The sequence below is a fragment of the Oceanobacillus sp. M60 genome, from assembly GCF_053839645.1.
In genome coordinates, this window is record NZ_JBSSNH010000001.1 from 71437 (window position 1) to 94721 (window position 23285).

23 protein-coding genes are annotated in these 23285 nt (G+C 38.8%); 11 read left to right on the forward strand and 12 right to left on the reverse strand.

The features are described 5' to 3' along the window. Positions 1–13 precede the first annotated feature (13 nt). From ACW0TQ_RS00410 to ACW0TQ_RS00420, 3 genes are read left to right on the forward strand one after another with little or no spacing between them, the layout of a single operon-like run. The gene (locus ACW0TQ_RS00410) at positions 14–1498 is read left to right on the forward strand and encodes a tripartite tricarboxylate transporter permease (RefSeq protein ID WP_193064400.1); all 1485 of its coding nucleotides are present in this window, start codon (positions 14–16) and stop codon (positions 1496–1498) included. Between the two features lies 1 nt (position 1499). Further along, positions 1500–1943, forward strand: coding sequence for a tripartite tricarboxylate transporter TctB family protein (locus ACW0TQ_RS00415; RefSeq protein WP_042532376.1), 444 nt, complete (start codon positions 1500–1502; stop codon positions 1941–1943). A 17-nt stretch (positions 1944–1960) separates the two neighbouring features. After that, positions 1961–3124, forward strand: coding sequence for a 2-methylaconitate cis-trans isomerase PrpF family protein (locus ACW0TQ_RS00420; protein WP_042532374.1), 1164 nt, complete (start codon positions 1961–1963; stop codon positions 3122–3124). 99 nt (positions 3125–3223) lie between these two features. Here ACW0TQ_RS00420 and ACW0TQ_RS00425 read toward each other — a convergent pair whose 3' ends face one another. The 5 genes from ACW0TQ_RS00425 to ACW0TQ_RS00445 all read right to left on the reverse strand — a co-directional run bounded on the left by ACW0TQ_RS00425 (position 3224) and on the right by ACW0TQ_RS00445 (position 7384). Then, entirely contained in the window at positions 3224–3856 is a 633-nt protein-coding gene (locus ACW0TQ_RS00425) for a PepSY domain-containing protein (RefSeq protein WP_042532372.1), read from the reverse strand. Positions 3857–3939: 83 nt separating this feature from the next. Then, complete coding sequence (locus ACW0TQ_RS00430) at positions 3940–5295, reverse strand: sensor histidine kinase (protein ID WP_042532370.1); 1356 nt, start codon at positions 5293–5295, stop codon at positions 3940–3942. Continuing rightward, on the reverse strand, positions 5292–5981 hold the full coding sequence (locus ACW0TQ_RS00435; RefSeq protein ID WP_042532368.1) for a response regulator transcription factor: 690 nt from the start codon (positions 5979–5981) through the stop codon (positions 5292–5294). The genes ACW0TQ_RS00430 and ACW0TQ_RS00435 overlap by 4 nt, the downstream gene beginning before the upstream one ends. Positions 5982–6229: 248 nt before the next feature. Beyond that, positions 6230–6550, reverse strand: a complete 321-nt coding sequence (locus ACW0TQ_RS00440) for a thioredoxin family protein (protein WP_042532366.1) — start codon at positions 6548–6550, stop codon at positions 6230–6232. Positions 6551–6571: 21 nt separating this feature from the next. Next, entirely contained in the window at positions 6572–7384 is an 813-nt protein-coding gene (locus tag ACW0TQ_RS00445) for a DUF368 domain-containing protein (RefSeq protein ID WP_042532364.1), read from the reverse strand. Between the two features lie 277 nt (positions 7385–7661). On the opposite strand from ACW0TQ_RS00445, the gene ACW0TQ_RS00450 reads away from it, so the two are divergent. Then, positions 7662–7853, forward strand: coding sequence for a hypothetical protein (locus ACW0TQ_RS00450; RefSeq protein WP_042532362.1), 192 nt, complete (start codon positions 7662–7664; stop codon positions 7851–7853). Positions 7854–7910: 57 nt separating this feature from the next. Here the strand turns inward: ACW0TQ_RS00450 and ACW0TQ_RS00455 are convergent, their stop codons facing one another. Then, positions 7911–8387 (reverse strand): hypothetical protein, encoded by a 477-nt coding sequence (locus tag ACW0TQ_RS00455; protein ID WP_455725248.1) that lies wholly within the window; start codon positions 8385–8387, stop codon positions 7911–7913. A gap of 695 nt (positions 8388–9082) precedes the next feature. On the opposite strand from ACW0TQ_RS00455, the gene ACW0TQ_RS00460 reads away from it, so the two are divergent. After that, positions 9083–9946, forward strand: coding sequence for a dimethylarginine dimethylaminohydrolase family protein (locus tag ACW0TQ_RS00460; RefSeq protein ID WP_256705788.1), 864 nt, complete (start codon positions 9083–9085; stop codon positions 9944–9946). A 264-nt stretch (positions 9947–10210) separates the two neighbouring features. Beyond that, on the forward strand, positions 10211–11719 hold the full coding sequence (gene mqo / locus ACW0TQ_RS00465; RefSeq protein ID WP_193064441.1) for a malate dehydrogenase (quinone): 1509 nt from the start codon (positions 10211–10213) through the stop codon (positions 11717–11719). Between the two features lie 71 nt (positions 11720–11790). Here mqo and ACW0TQ_RS00470 read toward each other — a convergent pair whose 3' ends face one another. Next, the gene (locus ACW0TQ_RS00470) at positions 11791–12387 is read right to left on the reverse strand and encodes a TetR/AcrR family transcriptional regulator (protein WP_052484989.1); all 597 of its coding nucleotides are present in this window, start codon (positions 12385–12387) and stop codon (positions 11791–11793) included. A gap of 334 nt (positions 12388–12721) precedes the next feature. On the opposite strand from ACW0TQ_RS00470, the gene ACW0TQ_RS00475 reads away from it, so the two are divergent. From ACW0TQ_RS00475 to ACW0TQ_RS00495, 5 genes are all read left to right on the forward strand, one after another. Next, positions 12722–16024, forward strand: a complete 3303-nt coding sequence (locus tag ACW0TQ_RS00475; protein WP_042532355.1) for a YhgE/Pip domain-containing protein — start codon at positions 12722–12724, stop codon at positions 16022–16024. 279 nt (positions 16025–16303) lie between these two features. Beyond that, positions 16304–16666 (forward strand): CidA/LrgA family holin-like protein, encoded by a 363-nt coding sequence (locus tag ACW0TQ_RS00480; RefSeq protein ID WP_455725249.1) that lies wholly within the window; start codon positions 16304–16306, stop codon positions 16664–16666. Continuing rightward, entirely contained in the window at positions 16663–17358 is a 696-nt protein-coding gene (locus tag ACW0TQ_RS00485) for an LrgB family protein (protein WP_042532351.1), read from the forward strand. Before ACW0TQ_RS00480 ends, ACW0TQ_RS00485 begins: the two co-directional genes overlap by 4 nt. A 91-nt stretch (positions 17359–17449) precedes the next feature. Then, positions 17450–17980, forward strand: a complete 531-nt coding sequence (locus ACW0TQ_RS00490) for a hypothetical protein (RefSeq protein WP_368901110.1) — start codon at positions 17450–17452, stop codon at positions 17978–17980. A 24-nt stretch (positions 17981–18004) separates the two neighbouring features. Continuing rightward, positions 18005–18550: a hypothetical protein gene (locus ACW0TQ_RS00495; protein WP_212929097.1), complete on the forward strand. Its 546-nt coding sequence runs from the start codon at positions 18005–18007 to the stop codon at positions 18548–18550. 77 nt (positions 18551–18627) lie between these two features. On the opposite strand, the gene ACW0TQ_RS00500 is transcribed toward ACW0TQ_RS00495, so the two are convergent. Genes ACW0TQ_RS00500 through ACW0TQ_RS00520 form a run of 5 tightly spaced genes read right to left on the reverse strand, consistent with a single transcriptional unit; the run spans position 18628 to position 23048 of the window. Beyond that, positions 18628–19377, reverse strand: coding sequence for a putative hydro-lyase (locus tag ACW0TQ_RS00500; RefSeq protein ID WP_042536030.1), 750 nt, complete (start codon positions 19375–19377; stop codon positions 18628–18630). After that, positions 19349–20347 carry a 5-oxoprolinase subunit C family protein gene (locus ACW0TQ_RS00505; protein ID WP_193064409.1) on the reverse strand — a complete coding sequence of 333 codons (999 nt, stop codon included), beginning with the start codon at positions 20345–20347 and terminating at the stop codon, positions 19349–19351. The genes ACW0TQ_RS00500 and ACW0TQ_RS00505 overlap by 29 nt, the downstream gene beginning before the upstream one ends. Next, a complete protein-coding gene (locus ACW0TQ_RS00510; protein ID WP_374705744.1) occupies positions 20337–21104 on the reverse strand; it encodes a 5-oxoprolinase subunit PxpA in 768 nt (255 codons plus the stop codon). The genes ACW0TQ_RS00505 and ACW0TQ_RS00510 overlap by 11 nt, the downstream gene beginning before the upstream one ends. Further along, on the reverse strand, positions 21085–21828 hold the full coding sequence (pxpB, locus tag ACW0TQ_RS00515; protein WP_193064410.1) for a 5-oxoprolinase subunit PxpB: 744 nt from the start codon (positions 21826–21828) through the stop codon (positions 21085–21087). Before pxpB ends, ACW0TQ_RS00510 begins: the two co-directional genes overlap by 20 nt. A gap of 14 nt (positions 21829–21842) precedes the next feature. After that, positions 21843–23048: an Nramp family divalent metal transporter gene (locus ACW0TQ_RS00520; RefSeq protein ID WP_368901111.1), complete on the reverse strand. Its 1206-nt coding sequence runs from the start codon at positions 23046–23048 to the stop codon at positions 21843–21845. Between the last annotated feature and the right edge of the window lie 237 nt (positions 23049–23285).

Below are 23285 nucleotides of genomic sequence, written 5' to 3' on the forward strand. Positions count from 1 at the left end.
AAGGAGTAATTTCATGATTGAAAGTGCAATCGAAGCTTTAATGATCGTATTAGATCCTTCAAGACTAATCTATATGTTTTTAGGTATTGGAATTGGAGTCATTGTTGGATTACTGCCAGGTTTAAGCGGAACAGTTGGTATGTCTTTACTGCTTCCATTCGTTTTCGGACTGGAACCATATGTTGGAATGGCTCTTTTAATTGGAATGATTGCTGTAATTCATACAGGAGATACCTTCCCTTCCATACTATTTGGTATACCAGGGACTTCGGGTTCTCAAGCAACCATTATGGATGGATACCCATTAACAAAAAAAGGAGAAGCTTCTAGAGCAATGGGCGCATCCTTTTTCTCCTCCATGATTGGAGGTGTTATTGGCGGAATTGCGCTTTATTTAACAATTCCTTTTGCCAGACCATTAATTACCTCATTCAGCTCACCCGAATTATTCATGCTGACAATGTTAGGCCTTAGTATGGCAGGATTATTAGCAGGAAAATCACCAATAAAAGGAATCATCTCCGGGATTCTTGGTTTGCTTATTGGCGCTGTAGGAAGCGCACCGGCAGTTCCTGAGTACAGATATACATTGGATACACTTTATTTAACACAAGGGATTTCTTTACCCGTTGTTGCAATGGCTATCTTTGCATTCCCGATTCTTATTACAATGCTAACAGACAAAGGAAGTGTATCAAGTCACGCTAAATTGCAAAGCGGCATTCTAAAGGGAGTTATGGATGCGCTGAAAAATAAATTTTTAGTATTTCGCAGTGCAGTTATTGGTGCTCTAATCGGATTTATCCCAGGACTCGGCGGTAGCGTTGTCGACTGGATTGCTTATGGTGCGGGGCAAAAAACCGTTAAAAATAATTATTTTGGCAGCGGTGATATCCGAGGCGTAATTGCTCCAGAAAGTGCCAATAATGCTAAAGAAGGAGGCTCTCTTGTCCCAACATTACTTTTCGGTATACCAGGCAGTGGAACTACCGCAATCCTGCTGGGAGGGCTTACACTCATGGGTCTGGAAGCAGGACCGAAAATGTTGTCTGACGATCTTCCTGTAACCTTATCTATTGTATGGACGCTCGTATTTGCAAATATTTTCGGTGCATTATTATGTATGTTGTTAGTTCGCCCTATCTCCAAAATCAGTTTAGTTCCAGGAGAAAAAATTGTTCCCTTTCTTTTAGTTTTATTAGTGGTAGGTGCCTACCAAAGTACGATGTCATGGGGAGATTTGATTGTATTTGTTGTTATCGGCTTACTTGGTTACGTTATGACAATCTTAGATTGGCCGCGTCCTCCATTACTTATTGGTTTTGTGCTCGCCCTCCCTGCTGAAAGATATTACTGGATATCCATTGAAAGGTACGGATGGGAATGGCTTACAAATCCACTAGTCATTGCACTTGCCATTATTATCGTGCTTCTTCTTGCAGGAGGAACAATCATGAAACGTTTTAGTAAAAAATTTGAAAGTAAAGGGGGAATATAAAATGAACAAAGATTATCTTAATCTTATTTTTAGCGGATTTCTTTTTTCCTTATTTACATTTACTTTAATTGAAGCATTGACCTTTAGTAAATTAGCACAATTTTTCCCTCTCTATATTTCTGTTGCTGGTGTAATATTAACGTTTGTTTATTTCATAGCTCAGGTATTTACAATCTATAAACAACAGAAAAAAGAGGAAAATCAAACAATTCTTCCTTTATTACAACCGCTTAAATATATCGGATGGGTGATTGGTTACTTATTACTTATTTTTATCGGAGGATTATTGTTAGCAACAGTTATATTCTTATTTACATTCCTAATTTTCGAATCAAAAATGAAACTGCTATCAGCCGGGATTTCTGTAGTTTTTGTTCTTATTTGCGTCTCCCTGTTGAGTTCAGCTCTTGATATTTATTGGCCGACAAATTTAATTGGATTTTAAGCAAAGGAGAATGATTTATGAGAGATTATGAAAAAATACGTTCAGTAATTATACGTGGTGGAACAAGCAAAGGTGTTTTTATCTTAAAAAACGATTTGCCTGATGATCCAGAAGTTAGAGACAGAGTAATTCTTTCCATCTATGGCGGGACAGATGAAAGACAAATTGATGGATTAGGAGGAGCAGATTCACTAACTAGTAAGCTGGCTATTATAAGTGTCTCTACTAGACCTGATGCAGATATCGAATTTACATTTGGACAGGTTGGCATTGGAACAGGGAAAATTGACTATAATTCAAACTGTGGAAATATTTTAAGCGGTGTTGGGCCTTTCGCCGTCGATGAAGGTTTGGTTGCTGTACAAAAACCATACACAAAGGTAAGGATTTTTAATACAAATACAAATACGATAATTGAAGCTTGTGTTCCAGTCAGCTCTGGAAAATCAGTATCTGAAGGAGACTATACTATCGATGGTGTACCAGGAAAAGGAGCAAAAATAGATTTAAATTTTCTTCATGCTGATGGTGCAAAAACTGGGAAGCTTTTTCCTACAGGTAATCGAAAAGAAATCCTTCATACAAAAGCGGGAGATTTTAATGTCAGTATAGTTGATATAGCTGCACCAGCAGTATTTATTCAAGCGGAGCAATTAGGCCTTACTGGAACAGAGATGCATACTGATTTAACAGCAAAGCAGCTGAATACTTTGGAAATAATCCGTTCATCCGCTGCTAAAAAAATAGGTTTTGTAGAAAGTGTGGAAGATGCGACAAAGGTAACCCCATCAAGTCCTAAAATTATTATGGTTTCTCCGTCACAGACATACACAAATATACATGGAGATATCATAGAGCATCAAACAATTCATTTAACAGCTCGCGCAATGTCTATGCAAAAAATGCATAAAACATTTCCCGTTACTGGCGGAATCTGTACAGCAGCTGCTGCAAAATTGACGGGAACCATAGTTTATGAATGCAGTACTAATCCTTATTATAATGAAGTTATTATTGGCCATCCATCAGGGTCTATGGAATTTTCTATCGACTGTAAAGACAATGGTCAACTGGTTCAATTTAACAAAACAGCTGTAGCTAGAACCTCCCGTCGTTTGATGGAAGGCTACGCTTATGTGCCAAAAGAATTATTTTGGAATGAGACAGAATCTATTTATTAGTCATATTACCAACTAAAATTCTTCATTCATTAAAAATCCAAACGTTTACCTCTCACATTTCTTTCAAGGAGAATACGTTTGGATTTCTTTATAATACTTTTAATCATCTAAATCAATTTCCAATGAAACAATATTCCCCGTATAAGCATTAATTTCAATCGTAGCTTCATCTTCTCCATTGATAATTTCGATTTCATAAACTAAAATGTCGTCATCCGAATCCATTTCCAAATCTGTGACTTCTCCCGGGAATTCTTTTTTGGCAATTTCCATTGCTTCTTCATGTGATATCACAGCATCATTTTCTGCCGCTTGATTATCAGCATTACTGTCTGTTTTTTCTTCGGCAGTTTCTGTGTCCTCATTTGATTCTGGATTTTCATTTTCACCTTCTTTTGCAGGCTCTGTATCGTTTTCTGTTTCTTTCTCTTGATGATGTTCAGCTGTTTTTTCCGTAGCTGTCAAATCAATTACCTGCCCTGTATCTCCATTTAATTTTAAGGAATAGACACCTTGATTCTGCGTGATTTCCATCTGATAAACCGGTTCCCCATTCTCCACACTCAATTCAGGTTCTGTGTGTTGACCGGGATATTGGGCAGTGACAAGGTTACTGATTTCCTCTCTGCTTAGATCCGGATTAGAAGATGTAGCATTAGTCTGATATACGGTTAAACCAATAATACCAAGCACCATCAGACCGCCAATCACCCAGATTATATTTTTACGCATGCTCTATCCCCCCTTTCTCTCTAGTATAAACAGCAGTTTTTATGAAAGCATGATAACTAGATTAGAAATTGATGAGAAAAATGTTATTTGGAAAGAATCCAAGTAAATGTTGATCCCTGACCAATTTCACTCTCCACGGTGATTTCTCCATCATGTCTTTCAATGATTTCTTTAGCAATAGCTAATCCAAGGCCCGTTCCGCCAGTTTCTCGATTTCTGGCACGATCCACGCGGTAGAAACGGTCGAAAATCTTCTCCTGTTCTTCAAGAGCAATACCTTCCCCATCATCTTTAAATTGAATCACAGTTTTCTCCGTATCTGTATGCATTGTTACCAGAACTGCTTCTTCACTATATTTTAATGCATTTTCAATTAATATATATGGGATTTGTTTTAGCTGATCGATATTACCAAAGCTTTCATAATTTCCAGCTTCGGCTTCCAGCTGAATGCTCCGTTCAGGGTATGCCTTTTGGAACGTCTGAATAACCTGCTTTACTATCGTTTGTATATTTACTGCCTGCTTCTGTTCCTCATTTTTATGCTTTGCTAATAATAGCAGCTGCTCTACAAGCTTCTGCATCCGGTCAGCCTCTGAATCAATGGCTCCTACAGATTCATCCAGTAATTCCGGACGCTTCTTTCCTTGACGTTCAATAAGCTGGGCGTAGCTTTTGATAATCTGAATAGGTGTTTTCAGTTCATGAGATGCATTGGATACAAAGGCTTCCTGTTTCTCAAAGTTTTCTTTTAAGGAGTCAATCATTTCATTAAATGTGGTTTCCATTTCGTAAAGCTCATCCTTAGAACGCTCATCCACATCAATCTTCTGCCAATTTTTATTAAGGATATTCCGTCGCATCGTATCCTTTAGCTTTTGAATTGGTGTTAATAAAAAGCGGCTTAAAACGATACTCGCTATAACAGTTGGAATCAGTATCACTGCACTGGAGAATAAAAGCACGTATGTTAATGTCCCCATTGTTTCATCTAAATAAACCAGTTCATTCGCTACCTGAACTGTAACAATTTCGCCACTTTCCCAAATGATTGGTTTTTCGATAACCGCAAAATTGCTTCCTGTGTTGTCGTCTTGGACAATACGGCTTGTTTCTGATGTTGTATAACTTACACTCAAGTCTGTATAACGATTTGATTTTGTCTGCACAGGAAGAACATCATTCTCTGTTTCATTTATAATTCGAATAATTCCGTTCGCTGGCAAATAAGCCTTTAACAGTTCTCCCATTGCTTCTTCCGATAAGGAATTATTTTCGGCAATGGTAGACACTAACGCGTCTGCCTGGATATGAAGCTGATCGATTTCTCCATTGGAAGCCGTTCGGTAAAATAGAAAATAAATTGCCGTATGTGAAATAGCAATCACCAAAAACATAAAAACAGATGAAAATAAAATGATTTTTTTACGTAATGTCATTGGCTTCCTTCCTTAATCGAATAGCCTACGCCACGTATCGTTTGAATATATGCTTTATCATATCCTTTATCTATCTTTTGACGCAGGTAGCGGATATAGACATCTACCACATTTGTTTCACCAATATAGTCAAAGCCCCAGACCTTTTCAATTAATTGTTCGCGTGTCAATACTCTATTTTTATTTTCCAATAGACAGACTAATAAATTATATTCTCTAGGTGTTAATTCAATCATATTACCTGACCGGATAACTTCGTGCGCCGCCGTGTCAATTTGTAAATCGCCTACTTGCAATGTTTCATTACTGCTCCCGCTCTGAACGGTTTTCCGTAAATTCGCACGGATACGGGCTAGCAATTCTTCAATTTGAAAAGGTTTAGTTATATAATCATTTGCACCAAGGTCAAGGCCGTTCACTTTATCATACACTTCATCACGGGCAGTCAGTAAAATAACCGGGGTGTCGTTCTCCTGTCTGCGGACTCTCCTTAATACTTCCAGACCGCTTAATTCAGGTATCATAATATCTAATAAAATAAGACTCCATTCTTCCGCTTCTATATATTCCAGCGCTTGTTTGCCATCTGCTGCAACGATTGTTTCGTAGCCTTCATATTCTAATTCTAATTGCAAAACACGGCTGATTTTTTGTTCGTCCTCAACAATAAGTATTCGTTCCTGCATGGCCTGTGCTCCTTTCTAAAGAAAACATGACACTTCCTCTAACCGGGGTGTCCAACGTACGTTATTTTTTCACTTTTTTATATTTAAAGCATACGAATTAATTATACAAAAAAACTGTCCCCAAAACAGCTGAATGAATAATTACCTACGTAAATCACTCTGCTTTATCAAGCAGAATTGTCTATTCGTTCAATCCTTTTGGGAAACAGTTTAATTCAAGCATGGTCTAAGCCTGCTGTCAAAGCCTTTTAGCCTAGATGTTGTTTCAAGAAATCTGTAACAGAATCCGGCGTTTTGGTATACGCGCTATGCTGATGAGCGATCTTCTCACCGTTTTGGAATAAAAGAATGCTTGGAATGCCCATTACTTCATACTTCTCGGCTAATCCAGACACTTCATCACTATTCACCTCATACCAGTCATAGCCGTTGAATTCTTCCATTACCTCGCCGATGAACATGTCCATACGTTTACAGTCGGGACACCAGTCTGCAAAGAATTTTATAATTACCGGTTTTTCACTTTGAATAATTTCTTGAAATGCTGCTTCTGTTTTAATTGCTTCCATCATCATCTCTCCCATTCCATTTTATTTATATTCTAATCTGCCCAATGCCAATGCTGCAATTAATCCGCCTATAAATAAAAGGATACACACAATAATACTTCCAGCGCCTGCCGGGATACCCGGAAAAACAATGGTAACGGCACCGATAACAAGCCCGATGATAATCGCGTAGGTACTTGTAAAATAATTTCTTAAAAAATAAGCAATAATTTTACTCATAATAATAAAACCAAGTGCAATCCCCGCACCTGCCACAATGATAACAGAAAACTGAAAATTACTGATGGCAGCCATTATCGTTGGATATACACCAAGCAGCATCATTATCATAGATCCGCTAATTCCCGGCACCATCATCACACTGCTGCCGATAAATCCCGCAATAAATAATAAGATATACGTATCTGTATTAATATCTTGAATAACCTGTCCCTCATTCGGATTTAAAATTCCCAATCCGCTAACAACAATGAACCCAATAATCAGCAATATATACTGTTTTGCCTGGAACTTTGTTTTCCCTTCTGCCTTTTGATATAAGAACGGAATTACTCCAATAACCAGTCCTAAAAAGAAAAATTGTGTTTGCGTTGGGTAATGTGTAAACAGCCAATCAATCACTCTGGCAAATAAGAAGATGGCTGTAACCATGCCAACCCCTAACGGAATTAAAAAGCTAAGATGCTTCTTCCAATCCTTACTGAAAAAACCGCTTATTGATGCAATTAACTGTTCATAAATGCCTAATAATACAGCGATTGTTCCCCCGCTTATTCCTGGAACAACCTCTACGGAACCCATAATTAAACCACGATATACATTTTTCCATTCCATGTATGCTTGTTCTCCTTCATATTTCATTACTACCAGGTTATTTTATCAAAAGTGGTCAGAAAAATATACTTTAGAAAAGGTTTTATTCATTAATTTACAAATTGTTCAAATATCATTTACAGAAATAAAGCAGCATACATATATTAAAAAGGCTTTTATCATGACGATGATTGACATATCCTTTATACTGTTGGTATAGATTAAAATAGAAAAGAAAAACTAGATAATAACCATCATTATATATATCGTTGTGTTCAGATTTTTAGGGGGAAGGAAGATGAAACGGTATTTAACATTAATTCTTTTTTTAGTAAGTATTCTTATCATCTATATTGGAGCTAAATTGCAGCTGTATTGGAGCGGCGTTGTTGCATGGGGGCTTGCATTAGTATGCCTTATTTTTGCCGTACACTTTTCAAAATACATTCCGAATGAAAAAGTCTCTAAAAAGAAAAAGAAGGAAATCTAAAAAAATCTCCCCGTTATCCACTGTACTGTAGTGACGAGGAGATTTTCATATTTTATATTACTCCATTTCCTTTAATATCTGTACCCTTCTATCTATTTCTTCATCATCGATTTCACTGTCATTCAGTTGGGTATAATCGATTGTGTAAATATCTTTGCCGTCAAGATATACCTTGCTGACCTGAAATTGCTCTGCAAATTCCGGGGTAGCCTCTGTCATACCAGAAGGAAAGATAGCATAATCTTCCTCTTGTTCTAAAATATTTATTTCAACGGAGCCTAATTCCTCTGCCGTGCTCATCCATTGATCTATATATTCTTCAATCGTCAAATAATCCTTCATATCTGCTAATACTTCGACAGTTAATTGCTGGAGCGGATTATTTCCAATCATGATATCAGCAATGGCATAACCCACTTCTTCCGTATAGTACGCTACGGTTAATGTATCATCAACCGAGCTGAAATCTAATTTTTTTATAGCATCGGCATACTCTCCGTCCAGCTGTTCGATATCCTGACCGCTGTATTCCATCCCAGTATAAGCATCGCTAATCTCATTGCCTTCCCATCAACAAAGGTTGTATCGATTGTTTCTGTGCCGTATATCTTCCAACCATTATCCTCTTTCCGATACAAATTTATCATTTTCATCATAACATACGATAGATGGATTTTTTTAGCAATCTGCGCCATAATAAGATAAAGCGATATTTTATTCAGTCTAACGTTTTTCTGCCTCATCAGCTTAAAAGTTAGTACCCTAAGGATATCTGCTTAAAGGTATGATTTCTTAAAGATTCTTGAAACATATCAATGAAGTTTTTACTGCTAGTTAAGCCGCGGATAATGTATGAATGACCAATTTTGTTTTTAAGCATTGGTGTTGGTATGGGACTGCGATTACCAATGTTGTCAGGTTAATGAGTTTATTGAATATTATATTTGTTACAAATGGGTAGTAAAAAACTATCTAGCGAAGGAAAAATACAGAGGCTCGAATGGGAAAGCGTAGGGTGAAGACCCGTAGAAAAAAAGCGAACTTCTTTTTTTGAGGAGGCTGAGCACAAGCCCATGGAAAGCGTAGTGTTTTTTCGCAGCGGCGTATTACTCTGACATCATTGCTGCGATTACTCGCCCCACCAAGTTCGTTGCATCCTCATCATTTAATACATATAATAAATTTACGGAAACAAGTTACCTTAAGGAAAAATTGGGGGCACAGTCTATATGGATAATAAGGAAAATGAAAAATATATCATTCACTGTCAAAATGAATTTGACCCATTACAGCAAGTCATCGTTGTCCCGCCAGATTATATGAAAATTACAACGGTTATTAATGAAACACAGGCTTATTATGCAACCGAGAATATTGATATAAAAAAAGCAACCGAACAACATGATTTCTTTGTAAAAACGCTGGAGGATAACGATGTCGAAGTCATTTCCCTCCCGGCAAAGCCAAATTTAAATGAGCAAGTTTTTACCCGGGACATTGGTTTTACACTTCATGATACATTATTCGCGGCTAATATGGACCGGGATATTCGCAAGGAAGAAACCATTCTTTTAAAAAAGTGGCTTCGGGACAAACAACTGGACTATACTTCTTTTTCCAACACAAGTATAGAGGGCGGAGATGTGATTCTTGACAACAATCGTATTTGGATTGGCTTAAGCCAGCGCACAAATCAGGCAGCAATCGATTATCTCTGTGAGCAATTCCCTCATCTGGAGGTTACCGCTGTTCCATTGCAGGAGGATATTCTTCATTTGGATTGTGTATTTAATATCCTGGAGGGCGCACAGGCGTTAATTTACCGGGATGGAATGAGTGAAGCTGCCTATCAAATGATGAAGGAGCATTATACATTAATCGAAGTAACCAAAGAGGAACAATTCAGTATGGCGCCAAACATCCTGTCTATCGGAGATAAAAAAGTAATCAGCCTTCCTGAAAATAAACGGGTGAATCATCTATTGAAAGAGCTTGGCTATCATATTATAGAAGTTCCTTTTTCTGAAATTATTAAATCCGGAGGATCCTTCCGATGCTGTACGCTTCCCCTTTATCGGAAGAAGTCATCTTAAACTGCGGGCGCTGATGCAAATAGATCAGCTTTCGCAGTTTTTTTGCAGTCATCTTCCCCCTTTAGCAGGACCTTTTCACCCTTTATTTGTACTTATAATCATTCGATTACGTGAAACATCTTTTTTCTTTTATCAAAAAGGAGTATAATAGATTAATATGGGTAACTGTTTATTTAAATAACAGCTGGACCGTTATTTTTAGAGAATTCTATTTTGTAAGAGTATACATGCAAGAATTTTAGTTTAGGAAGGTTTGTGACGATGATGAGGAAAGATACGAATCAAACAGATGTCATTTTAATCGGTGGTGGAATCATGAGTGCCACGATTGGCTCCTTATTAAAAACACTGCAACCGGAATGGCAGATTAATGTTTTTGAAAAACTTGACCAGACTGCGCGGGAAAGTTCGGATGCATGGAATAATGCCGGCACAGGACACTCGGCTCTATGCGAAATGAACTATACACCGGAACAGGCAGATGGCACGCTTGATATTACGAAAGCAATAAAAATAAATGAACAATTTCAACTTTCGAAACAATATTGGTCTTATCTGGTGAAACAGGGTATATTAGAAAACCCTGGTGATTTTATTCAAAACGTACCGCATTTAAGCTTTGTAGAAGGCGAAAAAAATGTGGAATTTCTAAAGAAACGTGTAGAAGCTCTAAAGGATAATCCATTATTTGAAGGCATGGAGATTACGGATGATGAAGAAAAGTTAAAAGAATGGATTCCGCTTATGATGGATGGACGTAATGATAATGAGGCTATTGCCGCTTCCAAAATTGAGTCAGGTACCGATATCAATTTTGGAAGCTTAACGCGAAAACTGTTTGATCAACTGGAGGAACAAGGCGGGACACGGCTCTACTTTAAGCATGAGGTAGAATCGATTACTCGTACGAAAGATCAATTATGGAAAGTGAAAGTTAAGAATCTATTCAACGGCAAAGTTTCTTATCATAAAGCACGATTTGTATTTATTGGTGCTGGAGGCGGCAGTCTGCCTTTATTACAAAAAACAAATATCCCGGAATCAAAGCATATTGGCGGATTCCCGGTGAGCGGATTATTTATGGTTTGTAATAATCCGGAAGTTGTTGAACAGCATCACGCGAAGGTTTATGGAAAAGCAAAAGTCGGTGCTCCGCCAATGTCTGTCCCGCATTTAGATACTCGATTTATTAACGGAAAACGCTCCTTATTATTTGGTCCTTTCGCTGGATTTTCACCGAAGTTTTTAAAAACCGGTTCAAACTTGGATTTATTTGGATCTATCAAGCCAAATAATTTAACCACTATGCTGGCAGCCGGGGCGAAGGAAATGGCCCTGACAAAATATCTTATTCAGCAGGTGCTCCTGTCAGATGAAAAAAGAATGGAAGACTTACGCGAATTCATTCCTAATGCCAAGAGCGGAGAATGGGATATTGTAGTTGCTGGTCAGCGGGTACAGGTTATTAAGGATACCGATACAGGCGGAAAAGGGACCCTTCAATTCGGGACCGAGGTAATCACTGCAGAAGATGGTTCGATTGCGGCTTTACTCGGCGCTTCCCCTGGAGCATCTGTCTCTGTTGATGTCATGCTTGATGTACTTCAGCGCTGCTTCCCGCATCATTTCACAAAATGGGAGCCGAAAATCAAGGAAATGATTCCATCATACGGTGTTTCGTTATCCGATCACCCTGATTTATTTGCTGATTTAAACAAGGAAATGAATGACACATTGCAATTAGAAGCAGAAAAGGAAGTATTATTAAGCTAAGAAGGTTCATACGAATGAATAATAAAAGGACTTCGCTTCTATAAAAATACTAGAATCGAAGTCTTTTTAATTTAAATTACTTTTATCGGAGTCCAAGACACAGCATTCAATATAAAGGATGACAGTTCTTCTTTATATTTTTCCACTTCCTCCGGAGAATGCTGAAATAAAATCAAGCCTCTTGCCGTAGATTCAATTAAAGATATTACAAATTCACTATAATAATCCGGATGGATATCTTCCCGGATTTCTCCATTTGCTTTTGCAGCCTTCAGATAGTCAGCAATCAGATCATATAATGGACGATAAATGACCTTCCACTTATCGATATCCCCGCTTCTGGTAATCCCTGCGTAAACAATCGAAGGGATTGTTCTATCTTCCTGGTTCACTTCAAAAATACGATCTATTGCCAGGCGTAAATTAGCATCCAGCCCAGCTTCTATATCTCCATGCTCTGTAAGGTATTGCGTATAATTGGAGATGATTTGCTGTGCTAAATCCGGGAGAACATCCATTTTGCTGTTATAGTATAAATAAAATGTTCCTTGAGCAATCCCGGCTTTTTTCACAATCTGGGAGACACGCGTATCTTCCAGCCCTTTTTCTTTAAAAATCTGATAGGCACTCTCTAAAATAAGCTCTTTTTTATTTGATATTCTAGCCACTACTATGCCCCCTTTTGAAAATTTTAAAACTGACTGATTGTCATTCATTTATTTTTATGATACCATACTTCTAGTAAAAGATGAACATTAAAAAATTAAAAGTACTGATTCTGGCAGCCATTGGATACTTCAATCTGTATGTATAAAGCATAAAATAAGACACATAACCAAAATCTATAGGTGAGAAACTACATTGAATTTATTATGTGCAACCGCCAGAGGAAGACAACATATTTATTCTTTTATATCAACTATAGATGTTAGCATTGATTCTGAAATAATAACACATTTTATAATTTTTTATTTACCCGATCGAGAAAAGAGGAGAATTTTTTTGAAAAAAGCTTTTAAAATTACTAAACAAGATATGAAAAACATCATTCGGGTTCCTTCTGTTCTTATTTTAATTATTGGGTTAGCCATCCTCCCTTCTTTTTATGCCTGGTTTAATATAAAAGCATCCTGGGACCCTTACTCCAATACAGAGGGAATCAAAATTGGCGTAGTCAGTGATGATACCGGGACGGAAGTGGAAGACCAATCCATTAATATGGGAGACGAACTGATAGAAAACTTAAAGGAAAATGATTCGTTAGGCTGGCAGTTCGATGATTCCATTGAAGAAGCAGATGAAAAGGTATATACAGGAGAATACTTTGCCACAATTCATATTCCTGAAAGCTTTTCGGAGGATGTAGCCAGTATACTTAATGAAGAACCAAGGAGCGCCATCGTCCAATATAAAGTGAATGAAAAGGTCAATGCCATTGCTCCTAAAATGACCAGCACCGGAGCTACACAAATCACAGAAACCATTAATGATGAATTTGTGCAGACAACGGCAAAAACATTGCTGGAAGAATTTAATAACGCAGGGATAGAGCTTGAAGAAAATCTGCCTACCATGCAAAAAATAAGAGATGCTGTTTATAATCTGCATGATCACATTGATGATATTGATGAAGCAGGCGACCTTATTGTTCAGTTAGACGAAGATCAAGATACGATTCAGAACTATGCAGATACATTAGACAGCTTACAGGAGTACGAGTCGAACATTCGGGAAGGCGGAGATCAGATTCTGACTGCCCAGTCTCATCTGGATGATATCAATCGGCTTGGAAATGCAGTGGTTGAATTAAATCAATCCATGCCTGACATCGAAAATGCTTTAACTCGAATCAGCTCTATCCAGCAATATTTCCCTGCGATTAATCAGGGACTGGAGGATGCTTATGCAGCAAGTATTACTGCCGGCGATACGCTAGCAGATGTACAAGAACGTATTCCAGAGATCAATAATCAAATTCAGGACTATCAAAATCAGGTTGATAATGCACAGGACACGTTAGAAGAGGCCGAACAAGCAACCGATGAAGTATCAGAGCTTGTCAACAGCCGAATCAATGAAGCGGAGGAAATTATCAATGGACTGCCTTCCTTTGATTTTAATACAGAAGAATCCGTAACACCTGATTTTGTGAATAACGTAAAGGATTCAGTTGGTGATTCTCAAGGTAAGCTGGAAGAAATGCTAGAAGAGCTTCGTAATTCAGACAGTCTGGAATCAAATGAGTCCTTAGATAAATTAAGCAGTACTGCTGACGGAACAAAAGAGCAAGGAAATGAACTTTCTGCTGAATTAGAGGATATGCTTACTAAAATAGAAGCGGATAATTTTACGGAAGAAGATATAACTACGTTAAATGAGGCAATAGCTGATTACCAATCCTCTTTCGATGAGGTCAAAGAAGATTTAGCAAATGCTGAATTTGTTCCAGATACCTCACAAAATGAAGAGAACGAAGAAACCGATGAGAATAGTGACAATGCCGAAGAAGGTACCGAAGAGAATAACGAAGAAAGCAGCAATGACGCGGAAGAAAACACAGAACAAGAAAGCGAAGAAAATAACGATAATGCTGCAGAAGAAACAGAGCAATCCGAAGATACACCGGAAACGCAGCAGCGTGATGAAGAAATCGACCAAGTCATTAATGAACTTCATGACGATACGATGCAGGCTTTTGATGAAATTTCCAATGTATTGGATCAAAATATAGACCTTGCTAAAAGCAATATACAGCAACTGCCTGAATTGATTGCCATGAAGGAAAATCCTGACCGGGCAGAGTATGCAGAAGAGCAACTTCAAGCGATTCAGGACAGTATTGAAGGGCTTCAATCCTCTATTACAAGCACGGAGAACTCACTTGCTTTATTAGAAACTCCGGAGAATAAAGAGGAGTTGGATAACATTCAAGAGGCTCTTGAAAGCGGCGATTTTAATTTAAATAATGTCATTGATTTTCTGGAAAACGGAAATTTAGACCTTAGCCAGTTAGAAGACGTGAAGGATAACGCCATAAATGATTTGAATACGTTACAAACCTTTAACGAGGACACATTAGAACCATTTGTGAATAATGCTTTCACTACGTTAGAAAATAGGTTAAATGATGCAGATTCCAAGTTAAGTGCCGCATTGGAATATACTGATTTAGCTTCTAATTATTTATCGGAAGCAGCAACAGTTGTTAATGATTCCCAATATTATTTAAACCTTTTAAATGAGAACTTACCATATTATGAAGAACAATTCAGTGATGTCTCTGATACTGTAAATCAACACTTCCCTGAATTTAAAAATGGTGTGGATATGGCAAGCGGCTTTTTCCAGAATGATATGCCGCATTTAGAAGATGAAATAAATAATTTAGCCGGCTTTGTTACAAACGATATGGATGATTTAATTGCCCAATATGAGAATTTGAATTCCCTTGTGCAGGATAATTTACCGGAAGCGCAGGAAGCTATTGGAGAAATGGCCGACTTTATCCGTGATGATTGGCCAGGATACAAAGAGGATATTCAAAATGCCTATGACCGGATAAAACAGATGGAAGACGATCAAATTATCGAGGAATTAATTGCTGCATTGCAGAATGACTTGAGTGATGAAACAGAGTATTTCTCCCGTCCGGTACAACTGGATGAAGAAAAATTATTCCCTATCCCGAACTACGGTTCAGCCAACACACCATTCTACACTGTGCTGGCAATATGGGTTGGTGCATTACTGCTTTGTAATTTGATTACAACGGATCTAAAAGATAAAAATAGAGAAGAATTCAGCTTAAGAGATATTTATCTTGGCCGAATGACCTTGTTCTTGATTGTAGCTATTTTACAAGCGGTCATTGTTTCGCTCGGCAATATCTTTATACTCGATGCTTATATGGCACACCCTGTTTACTTTACACTCTTTAGCGTCTTGATTGCGTTAGCGTTTATGATTATCGTATACACGTTAGTTTCCTTATTTGGAAACGTCGGAAAGGCGATTGCGATTATCTTTATGATTCTGCAATTATCAGGCGGCGGCGGAATGTTTCCAATCCAAGTAGCGCCGGAATTTTTCCAGGCTATTCACCCATTCCTGCCGTTCACGTATGCTATTGATATTCTAAGAGAAGCGACCGGCGGTATTGTATGGTCTGTTGTTTACAACCGATTCCTTATACTGGCGATTTTCCCGGCTATCTTTATTCTGTTAGGATATACTTTCCGGCCATGGATTGCACCGCGTGTTCATAAAGCCTATCTTAAGAGCAAGAAAAGTAATATGATTGATTAACAAAATGATGATCATGTAATAATATTAAGATTACAAACAGCCTGGCCAGCGCTTTGCCGGGCTGTTTTTTTATGCAATCCTACTTTTTCTATTTAGAAGGGACAGACAACAAAAATCTTTTTTCATCAACGGGTCGCGTTCCAGATTATCAAGATTTTCAAGAAAGGAAATATGCTTTCAAAACGCCCTTTAACGAATGACACGTTTTCTGATAAAATGATTAGTATCTTTTCTTTTTTAAAGGCTGTTCAAAATGGAGAATAACAACGGAGGTTTATAGTGAAGTATTTCATAATGATTTTACAAATTGGTATTTTATTTCTTTTTAATTTTATTGGCCAGCTTATTCAAGGCTTCTTCTCCCTGAGTATTCCCGGCAGTCTTATTGGGATGCTGCTGCTTTTCAGCCTGTTATTTTTCAAAATAATTCCTTTAACGTGGATGCAGGCTGGTGTTGATTTTCTTTTAAAAGATATCCCATTTTTCTTTATCCCGGTTACCATTGGAATTATCCAGTACTTAACCTTTTTTTATGGCAAAGGCAGCTTGACCATTCTATTGGTTATTGTTAGTACCTTTATTGTTATCGGTGTCAGTGGGATTGTAACAAATTTCATCTTAAAAAGAGGTGAAATCCTATGACTAATTTCTTTATTGGGATAACGGCAATTGCAGGAACGTTTATCCTGTACCGGTTATCCAAGAGGATATATCGAAGGAAACCAAGCCCATTTACCATGCCTATTTTCCTTTGTACGGCAAGTATGGTCATTTTCTTATCCTTAACAGGAATCTCTTATGAAACCTATATGATTGGCGGGCAGTGGATTGATCTTTTTCTCGGTCCTATCGTTGTCTCTCTGGCTGTTCCTTTATACAGAGAAATTCACTTAATCAAAAAATATGCAGGTGCGATAGGTATCGGTATATTTGCCGGTTCTCTGACCGGTGTTTTTACTGGAATAGCAGGAGCAAAGCTATTAGGTTTTGATGACTGGCTGATTCAGACTGTTGCTGCTAAATCTGTAACTGCTCCTATTGCGATCAGTATTACGGACACAGCAGGCGGGAATATTTCCCTAATTGCTGTATTCGTTATGTTAGCTGGTGTCAGCGGAGCAATGTTTGGGCCTGTTATTTTAAAAATTTGCCGGATTGAGCATCCCATTGCTAAAGGACTCAGTATTGGAACGGCTTCTCATGCAATAGGGACGGCAAAAGTATTAGAGGACAGTGAAATGGAAGGCGCCATCAGTGCTTTATCTATGACACTCAGTGCTGTGGTTGTTTCTTTTCTTGTTCCGATATTCTTATTATTATTTATTACATCATGAAAACATTCGTTATTTTTGTACATAAAAGGTACGCTGTATCTTGTTTCTGTATTGCGCTGTTATTACTTAGCAATGCAAGGAGGTGGCTTTGTTGAAAAGGGTTTGGCTATTCTTTGGATTGGCTGGCATACTGCTTCTTTCCGGCTGTTTTAATAAAAGTCAAAAAGGCGATGAACTGATTGCCTTTTATAATCATTGGATGGAGAACTGGGAGATAGATAGTTCTACATACTCCTCTCTTAATTGGGCAGAGGATGCCGAAGAAATGTTACTTATTATCGAAAACGATATATTGCCTGTTTTAACAAAAAGTGTTGACTATCTGGAGCAGACAGATTTGGAATATCGTGCTGTTAATGATTTAAACGAATTACTATTAGACAGAGAGTCTTATTTATTAGCATTATTCCAAGAGCTTGCTGATGAGTTAAACCCTGACAGTACGGAATCAGAAACAGAAATTGCTTTGGAGAAATTCAATGAAAACAGCATGCCAATTGCTGATAAAAATAAAGAATTTGCAGAGAGCTTAGATACGTTAATGGATAAATATCATGTCTATTGGATTACCGAGTATGACTCAAATGGAGAAAAATTAGAAAGATTAGGAAAGGACAGATAAGGAAGGCAGAAAGGAAGGAACGCTTTGCGAAATATTTTTGGGTCTGTGCTATATTTATGTATCTTTATTATATTATCTGGCTGCGTTGATTCTCATGACAAGGCAGAAGTGGGAAGCCTGGACGTACTGGAAGACTTTATTCATGAATTAAATCACGGCGACCTTATTATTGATTCAGATGATCCGGAAGAGGTCATCGAAACAGTTGACGATCAGCTGGGCGAATATTTTTCAGGTGATTTTTCCAGAAAAGTTGCCTATCAAATCCGAAACAGCATGGAAGGAAATCCGGATTATGAAGAAACTCCTGAAAATATCACTTTTTTTCTAACAAATACGGGTGACGGATTCCGCTATTCTCAAATTGAAGCTTCCAGAAGAAAAGGCGTATCATCCTGGCTGACACAGGACGATAAAATCGTAGGCACAGAGATTCGTATCACCTTGCCATCCGATATTCCTGATCAGGATTCCAAATACGAGCTGTACGACAATATTACGATGATGAAAATAGATAATAAATGGTACATCGATGATATTGAATATTTTGATGAGAGATATGTTCAATGAATCCAGCAAAATGATTCAAAGCGCCGTAATCTTTAAAGTGATTAGGCGCTTTTGGCAGCTTCAATCGTTCTACAAACTCATCTTCCTATTTCAGAATCCAGCAAATCTGTAATAAACATATGTCCTGGAGCATGTGTGATCATTATTTCAATTTTTGCTTGAAGTGCTACAAGCTGCGGTGTTACACCACACGCCCAAAACACTGGAATTTCATCTTCCTTTATTTCTACAGGATCACCATATTCAGGGGCCTGCAGGTTTTTGATTCCCAGCTTCTCTGGATAACCAACCTGTACCGGTGCGCCATGCATCGTTGGGAAGGCCGATGTGATTTGAACAGCTGCGGGCACATGATCTGCGCGAATCGGACGCATGGAAACCACCAGATTCCCTTGAAAGTCCCCTGCCCCATGACAGGGCACATTGGTTTCATACATCGTAACATTTTGTTTGTTTTCTATATGCCTCAAAGGAATTCCAGCCGCCCTTAAAGCATTTTCAAAGGTAAAGCTGCATCCAATCAAAAAGCTGATAAAATCCTCACGCCATTCTTCTGTAATATCCATCACTTCATCTGCCAGCTTCCCGTGTCTAAAAATTCGATATCTCGGAATATCCGTTCTGATATCTGCATCCGGCGCAGAGCTTACAGGTGTATAGGAGCCAGCATCCGTCACTTCAATCAATGGGCAAGACTTCGGATTTCGCATACAAAATAAGAGAAAGTCATACGCATGCTTCTTTGGAACAATGACCAGGTTTGCCTGTACATGAGTTGGAGCCAGCCCTGCTGTGGGTTTAGTCCACTCTCCTTTTCGAATAGCCATTCTTTCCTTTAACACTGCTATCACCTCTGCAAAAATATTTTATTTGAAGTAAAAACTGTTCTCTTTCCCTATAAAGTTTTTGTGCCTCTTCGACATCTACCTCCCGGAAACAAATTTTGCCGCCCGGAACAAGCTGAGCTACTTTGGGAAGGTCAACAGAAATAACTGTAGCAATTCTCGTATATCCTCCAGTCGTTTGCCGGTCAGCCATCAATATGATTGGCTGGCCATTCACCGGCACTTGCACACCTCCAAACGGAATGGCATCCGACCAAATATCTGCTCCATTTTTATGAGCAATAGCCTTGGATTGAAGCCGATACCCCATCCGGTCTGCCTGCGGACTAACAAGATGTACGTTATTGAAAAAGTTATCTATTCCTTCCTTTGTAAATCGCTCCATATGTGGACCTTTCACGACACGAAGCTCTACCTCCTTGCGGTACCTGGGGATTTCTGTATGCATTAATCCAACTCCTGCTTTTCCATTCACCGCATAACCGAAAATCGTATCTTTCTTTTCAACGTGCTTCCCAATTCCAGCTTTTTGGTAAGTTGATTTACTACCCATAACTACTGGTGAGTCAAACCCGCCCGAAACAGATAAATAAGTCCGCACCCCCGATTGAGGAGCGCCAAACGTCACATAATCATCCTTTTTAAGCTGGATTGATTTCCACATCGGTGCGGCTTTGCCATTTATCATAGGACTTAAATCTGCGCCACAAATAGCTATCGTTGCTTCCGATAATACAACCAGCTCCGGACCCATCATGGTTATTTCCAGACAGGCCTCATCTCTTCTATTTCCCACTAAGAGATTGGCTGTCTGCAAAGCGAATGGATCCATTGCTCCGGAGACAACAACCCCGTATTTTTGAAAGCCGGTTCTTCCCAAGTCTTGGATGGTTGTTAACAGTCCCGGTTTAATTACTTTAAAAAGCGGCTGCTGCTCCGCTTTATTCTCCAACACGTTTCATCCGAATCCCTTCTTGTTCCAAACGCTGCCGCAATTCCTTTGCAAACAGAAGGGCATGCTGTCCATCTCCATGGACGCAGATGGTGTCGGCTTCCACCTGGACTTCCTCTCCATCAACGGAGGTGACTTTTCCTTCAAAAACCATACTGCGTACTTGTTCAATTGCTTTTTCTACCTCTGTAATCATTGCATTTTTTTCTGTTCGAGCTGTCAACGAGCCATCCGATTGATACGTTCTGTCAGCAAATACTTCTGAGGCTGTTTTTAATCCGTATTTTTTTCCCGCACGAATCAATTCACTTCCTGATGACCCAAAGAGAATTAATTGTTCATCTACTTGAGCTGTCGCCTTCGCAATTGCTTCAGCAATCTCCCGGTCTTTCGCTGCCATATTGAACAAAGCTCCATGCGGTTTCACATGCTGCATAGGCACCTCATGAATATTACAAAAGGCCTTTAAAGCACCAATTTGGTAAGCTGTTAAATGAAAAACTTCATCTGGATCCACTTGAATGGCTCTTCTGCCAAAACCAATCAAATCTGGAAAGCCTGGATGGGCTCCAACCCCTACCTGCTTTTCTTTAGCCATTTTAACGGTTTTTCCCATAACATTATAATCTCCGGCATGAAAGCCGCAAGCAATGTTTGCAGAGGTGACTACCTCCAAAATTTCGTTATCAAGACCTATCGTATAAGCTCCAAAACTCTCCCCCAAGTCACTGTTTAAATCAATGCTTCTTTGTTTCATCATGGAACACTTCCTTTCTCACTTTATAGCTGCCGTCCTTTACCGCTTGTTCTATTGCTTCATACTCCTCTTCCGTAATCGAAACAAAGCGGATTTTATCTCCTGCCTGAAATAAAAATGGATTCTCTTGGGAAGAATCAAACAAGGTGACAGGTGTACGTCCTATAATATTTGCACCGCCCGGGGACTGTAATGAGTATATCACCGTTTGCTCCCCGGCGATTCCTACCGATCCTGCCGGCACATGTAATCTCGGGCTTTCCAGCCGCGGTGTGCAAATGGATTTAGACAGTCCGCCCATATAAGGAAAGCCCGGCAGAAATCCCATCATATAAATAAGATAATCTGTACCTGAATGATTCTCAATCACTTCTTCTTTTGTTAATTGATTAGAAACGGCGACATGGTCTAAATCAGAACCAGCTTCCCCGCCGTACAAAGTTGGAATAAATATCCGATTCCTCTGCTCCACTTTATCCCGTGATGCATAACTGGATAAAGTGGATAATTCTTCACAGATTGCATGATACGTAAGCTGGTCCGGCAAATAATAGACAGAAACGGAATCATAGGCAGGAACCCATTCTACAATACCTTTAATACGCTCTTTTTTTAGCAGAAGGCAAAAGCTCCTGATCTTTTTATTTAGCCGGGAGGAAACCTGTTCGCAAAACTGTACCCGTATCCCTGTATCTCCTAACGGCTGAAAGATGATATTTTGCATAGCGATTCCTCCAGCTAACCTATTATATTAAATGATAATAAAGCCAAAAGTACCGTAATGGCAAATACAACCCAGCCTGCAATATTTATCCATAGCTTGTTGACGTTCTCGGCCAGCATTCGGCGGTTGTTCATGACAAACAACAAAAATAGAACGATAACAGGCAAAATTAAGCCATTTGCATATTGAGAAAACACAATAATTTCAATCGGACTGTATCCCAAACCTGAAAAAATGATTCCAATTAAAATAATAACCATCCAAATGGCTCTGAATTTCATGGATTTTAAATTCCTGTCCCAGCCAAAAACTCCTGAAATAGCATAGGCTGCTCCTAGTGGCGCCGTCATCGTTGATGTAACACCTGCAGCAAAAATACCAATCGAGAATACATATTTTGCCCAAGAACCAAGCAGCGGCTCTAATTGAATAGCCATTTCAGCTGGATTATCAATTGTTGTGCCAAGAGGAAAAGCCATTGCGGCAGTGATTACAATCGAGGCCGTAACAATACCGACCACAATCAGCGATATAACAATGTCGAACCGGCTTTCCCCTATCCCGCTTTTATCCTTCCACCGCTCCTGAACCGTTGCTGACTGCAAAAAAAGCGTATACGGAACAATCGTTGTACCGATTAAGGAAATCACAAGGATAATAGAGCCATCCGGAATTGTCGGTATAAATGCACCTTCAAAAATAGCCGATAAATCAGGTTTAACTACAATTGCCGTAATTAAAAAACTGAGTACCATTAAACCAATTAATACAATGAAAACTTTTTCAAGTATTTTGTATGTGCCAAACCAGAGCAGCAACCCGGCTGAAATACCGATAATTACGCCCCATGTCTGGATAGGGAAACCTGTTAAGGTGGTCAGACCGATGGCACCGCCGACGATATTGCCTGTCTCATAAGCTGCGTTGCCGACTCCAATAGCAGCGACAACTAATATGATTGTCAACACCCTTAATAAAGGATTTTCAAACTGTTCTCTAAAAGCTGTGCCCAAATCTTTTCTTGTAACAATTCCTAAGCGGGTGGTCATTTCCTGCAAGACCATGGTAGCAATAACGGAGAACAGCAAGGACCAAATCAAGATAAAACCGAATTGGGCACCAACCTGACTGGCTGTTGTTATCGTTCCCGGCCCGATAATAGCAGCTGCTACAATAGCGCCTGGACCGACATTCTTTAACCTTAATAAAATCTTTTTCATGGTAACTCCCCCATTGTTTATGATGTTTAAACAAACTTTCAGATTTTAAAAAGGCTGATTTTGGCAGTATTTCATCGTTAGCTTTGCTACAATCCGAAGAAGCGTACGATGGATGACTGAAATAAGTGTAAGCAAGTCTAGTTTTGTTTTTCAACCTTTTCTGCTTCGATGTCATCCACCCGTCATCATTTCATTTAACCTCGTTAATTAAAGCGTTTTCATTTTTGACTTTAAATG

Bases quoted from the DNA above. Each gene is read 5' to 3' on its own strand.
- ACW0TQ_RS00430 (WP_042532370.1), bottom strand. From the start codon at position 5,295: ATGACATTACGTAAAAAAATCATTTTATTTTCATCTGTTTTTATGTTT.
- ACW0TQ_RS00420 (WP_042532374.1), top strand. From the start codon at position 1,961: ATGAGAGATTATGAAAAAATACGTTCAGTAATTATACGTGGTGGAACA.
- mqo (WP_193064441.1), top strand. From the start codon at position 10,211: ATGAGGAAAGATACGAATCAAACAGATGTCATTTTAATCGGTGGTGGA.
- ACW0TQ_RS00485 (WP_042532351.1), top strand. From the start codon at position 16,663: ATGACTAATTTCTTTATTGGGATAACGGCAATTGCAGGAACGTTTATC.
- ACW0TQ_RS00425 (WP_042532372.1), bottom strand. From the start codon at position 3,856: ATGCGTAAAAATATAATCTGGGTGATTGGCGGTCTGATGGTGCTTGGT.
- ACW0TQ_RS00520 (WP_368901111.1), bottom strand. From the start codon at position 23,048: ATGAAAAAGATTTTATTAAGGTTAAAGAATGTCGGTCCAGGCGCTATT.
- ACW0TQ_RS00510 (WP_374705744.1), bottom strand. From the start codon at position 21,104: ATGAAACAAAGAAGCATTGATTTAAACAGTGACTTGGGGGAGAGTTTT.
- ACW0TQ_RS00440 (WP_042532366.1), bottom strand. From the start codon at position 6,550: ATGGAAGCAATTAAAACAGAAGCAGCATTTCAAGAAATTATTCAAAGT.
- ACW0TQ_RS00415 (WP_042532376.1), top strand. From the start codon at position 1,500: ATGAACAAAGATTATCTTAATCTTATTTTTAGCGGATTTCTTTTTTCC.
- ACW0TQ_RS00410 (WP_193064400.1), top strand. From the start codon at position 14: ATGATTGAAAGTGCAATCGAAGCTTTAATGATCGTATTAGATCCTTCA.
- ACW0TQ_RS00435 (WP_042532368.1), bottom strand. From the start codon at position 5,981: ATGCAGGAACGAATACTTATTGTTGAGGACGAACAAAAAATCAGCCGT.
- ACW0TQ_RS00445 (WP_042532364.1), bottom strand. From the start codon at position 7,384: ATGGAATGGAAAAATGTATATCGTGGTTTAATTATGGGTTCCGTAGAG.
- ACW0TQ_RS00500 (WP_042536030.1), bottom strand. From the start codon at position 19,377: ATGGCTATTCGAAAAGGAGAGTGGACTAAACCCACAGCAGGGCTGGCT.
- ACW0TQ_RS00455 (WP_455725248.1), bottom strand. From the start codon at position 8,387: ATGGAATACAGCGGTCAGGATATCGAACAGCTGGACGGAGAGTATGCC.
- ACW0TQ_RS00450 (WP_042532362.1), top strand. From the start codon at position 7,662: ATGAAACGGTATTTAACATTAATTCTTTTTTTAGTAAGTATTCTTATC.
- pxpB (WP_193064410.1), bottom strand. From the start codon at position 21,828: ATGCAAAATATCATCTTTCAGCCGTTAGGAGATACAGGGATACGGGTA.
- ACW0TQ_RS00460 (WP_256705788.1), top strand. From the start codon at position 9,083: ATGGATAATAAGGAAAATGAAAAATATATCATTCACTGTCAAAATGAA.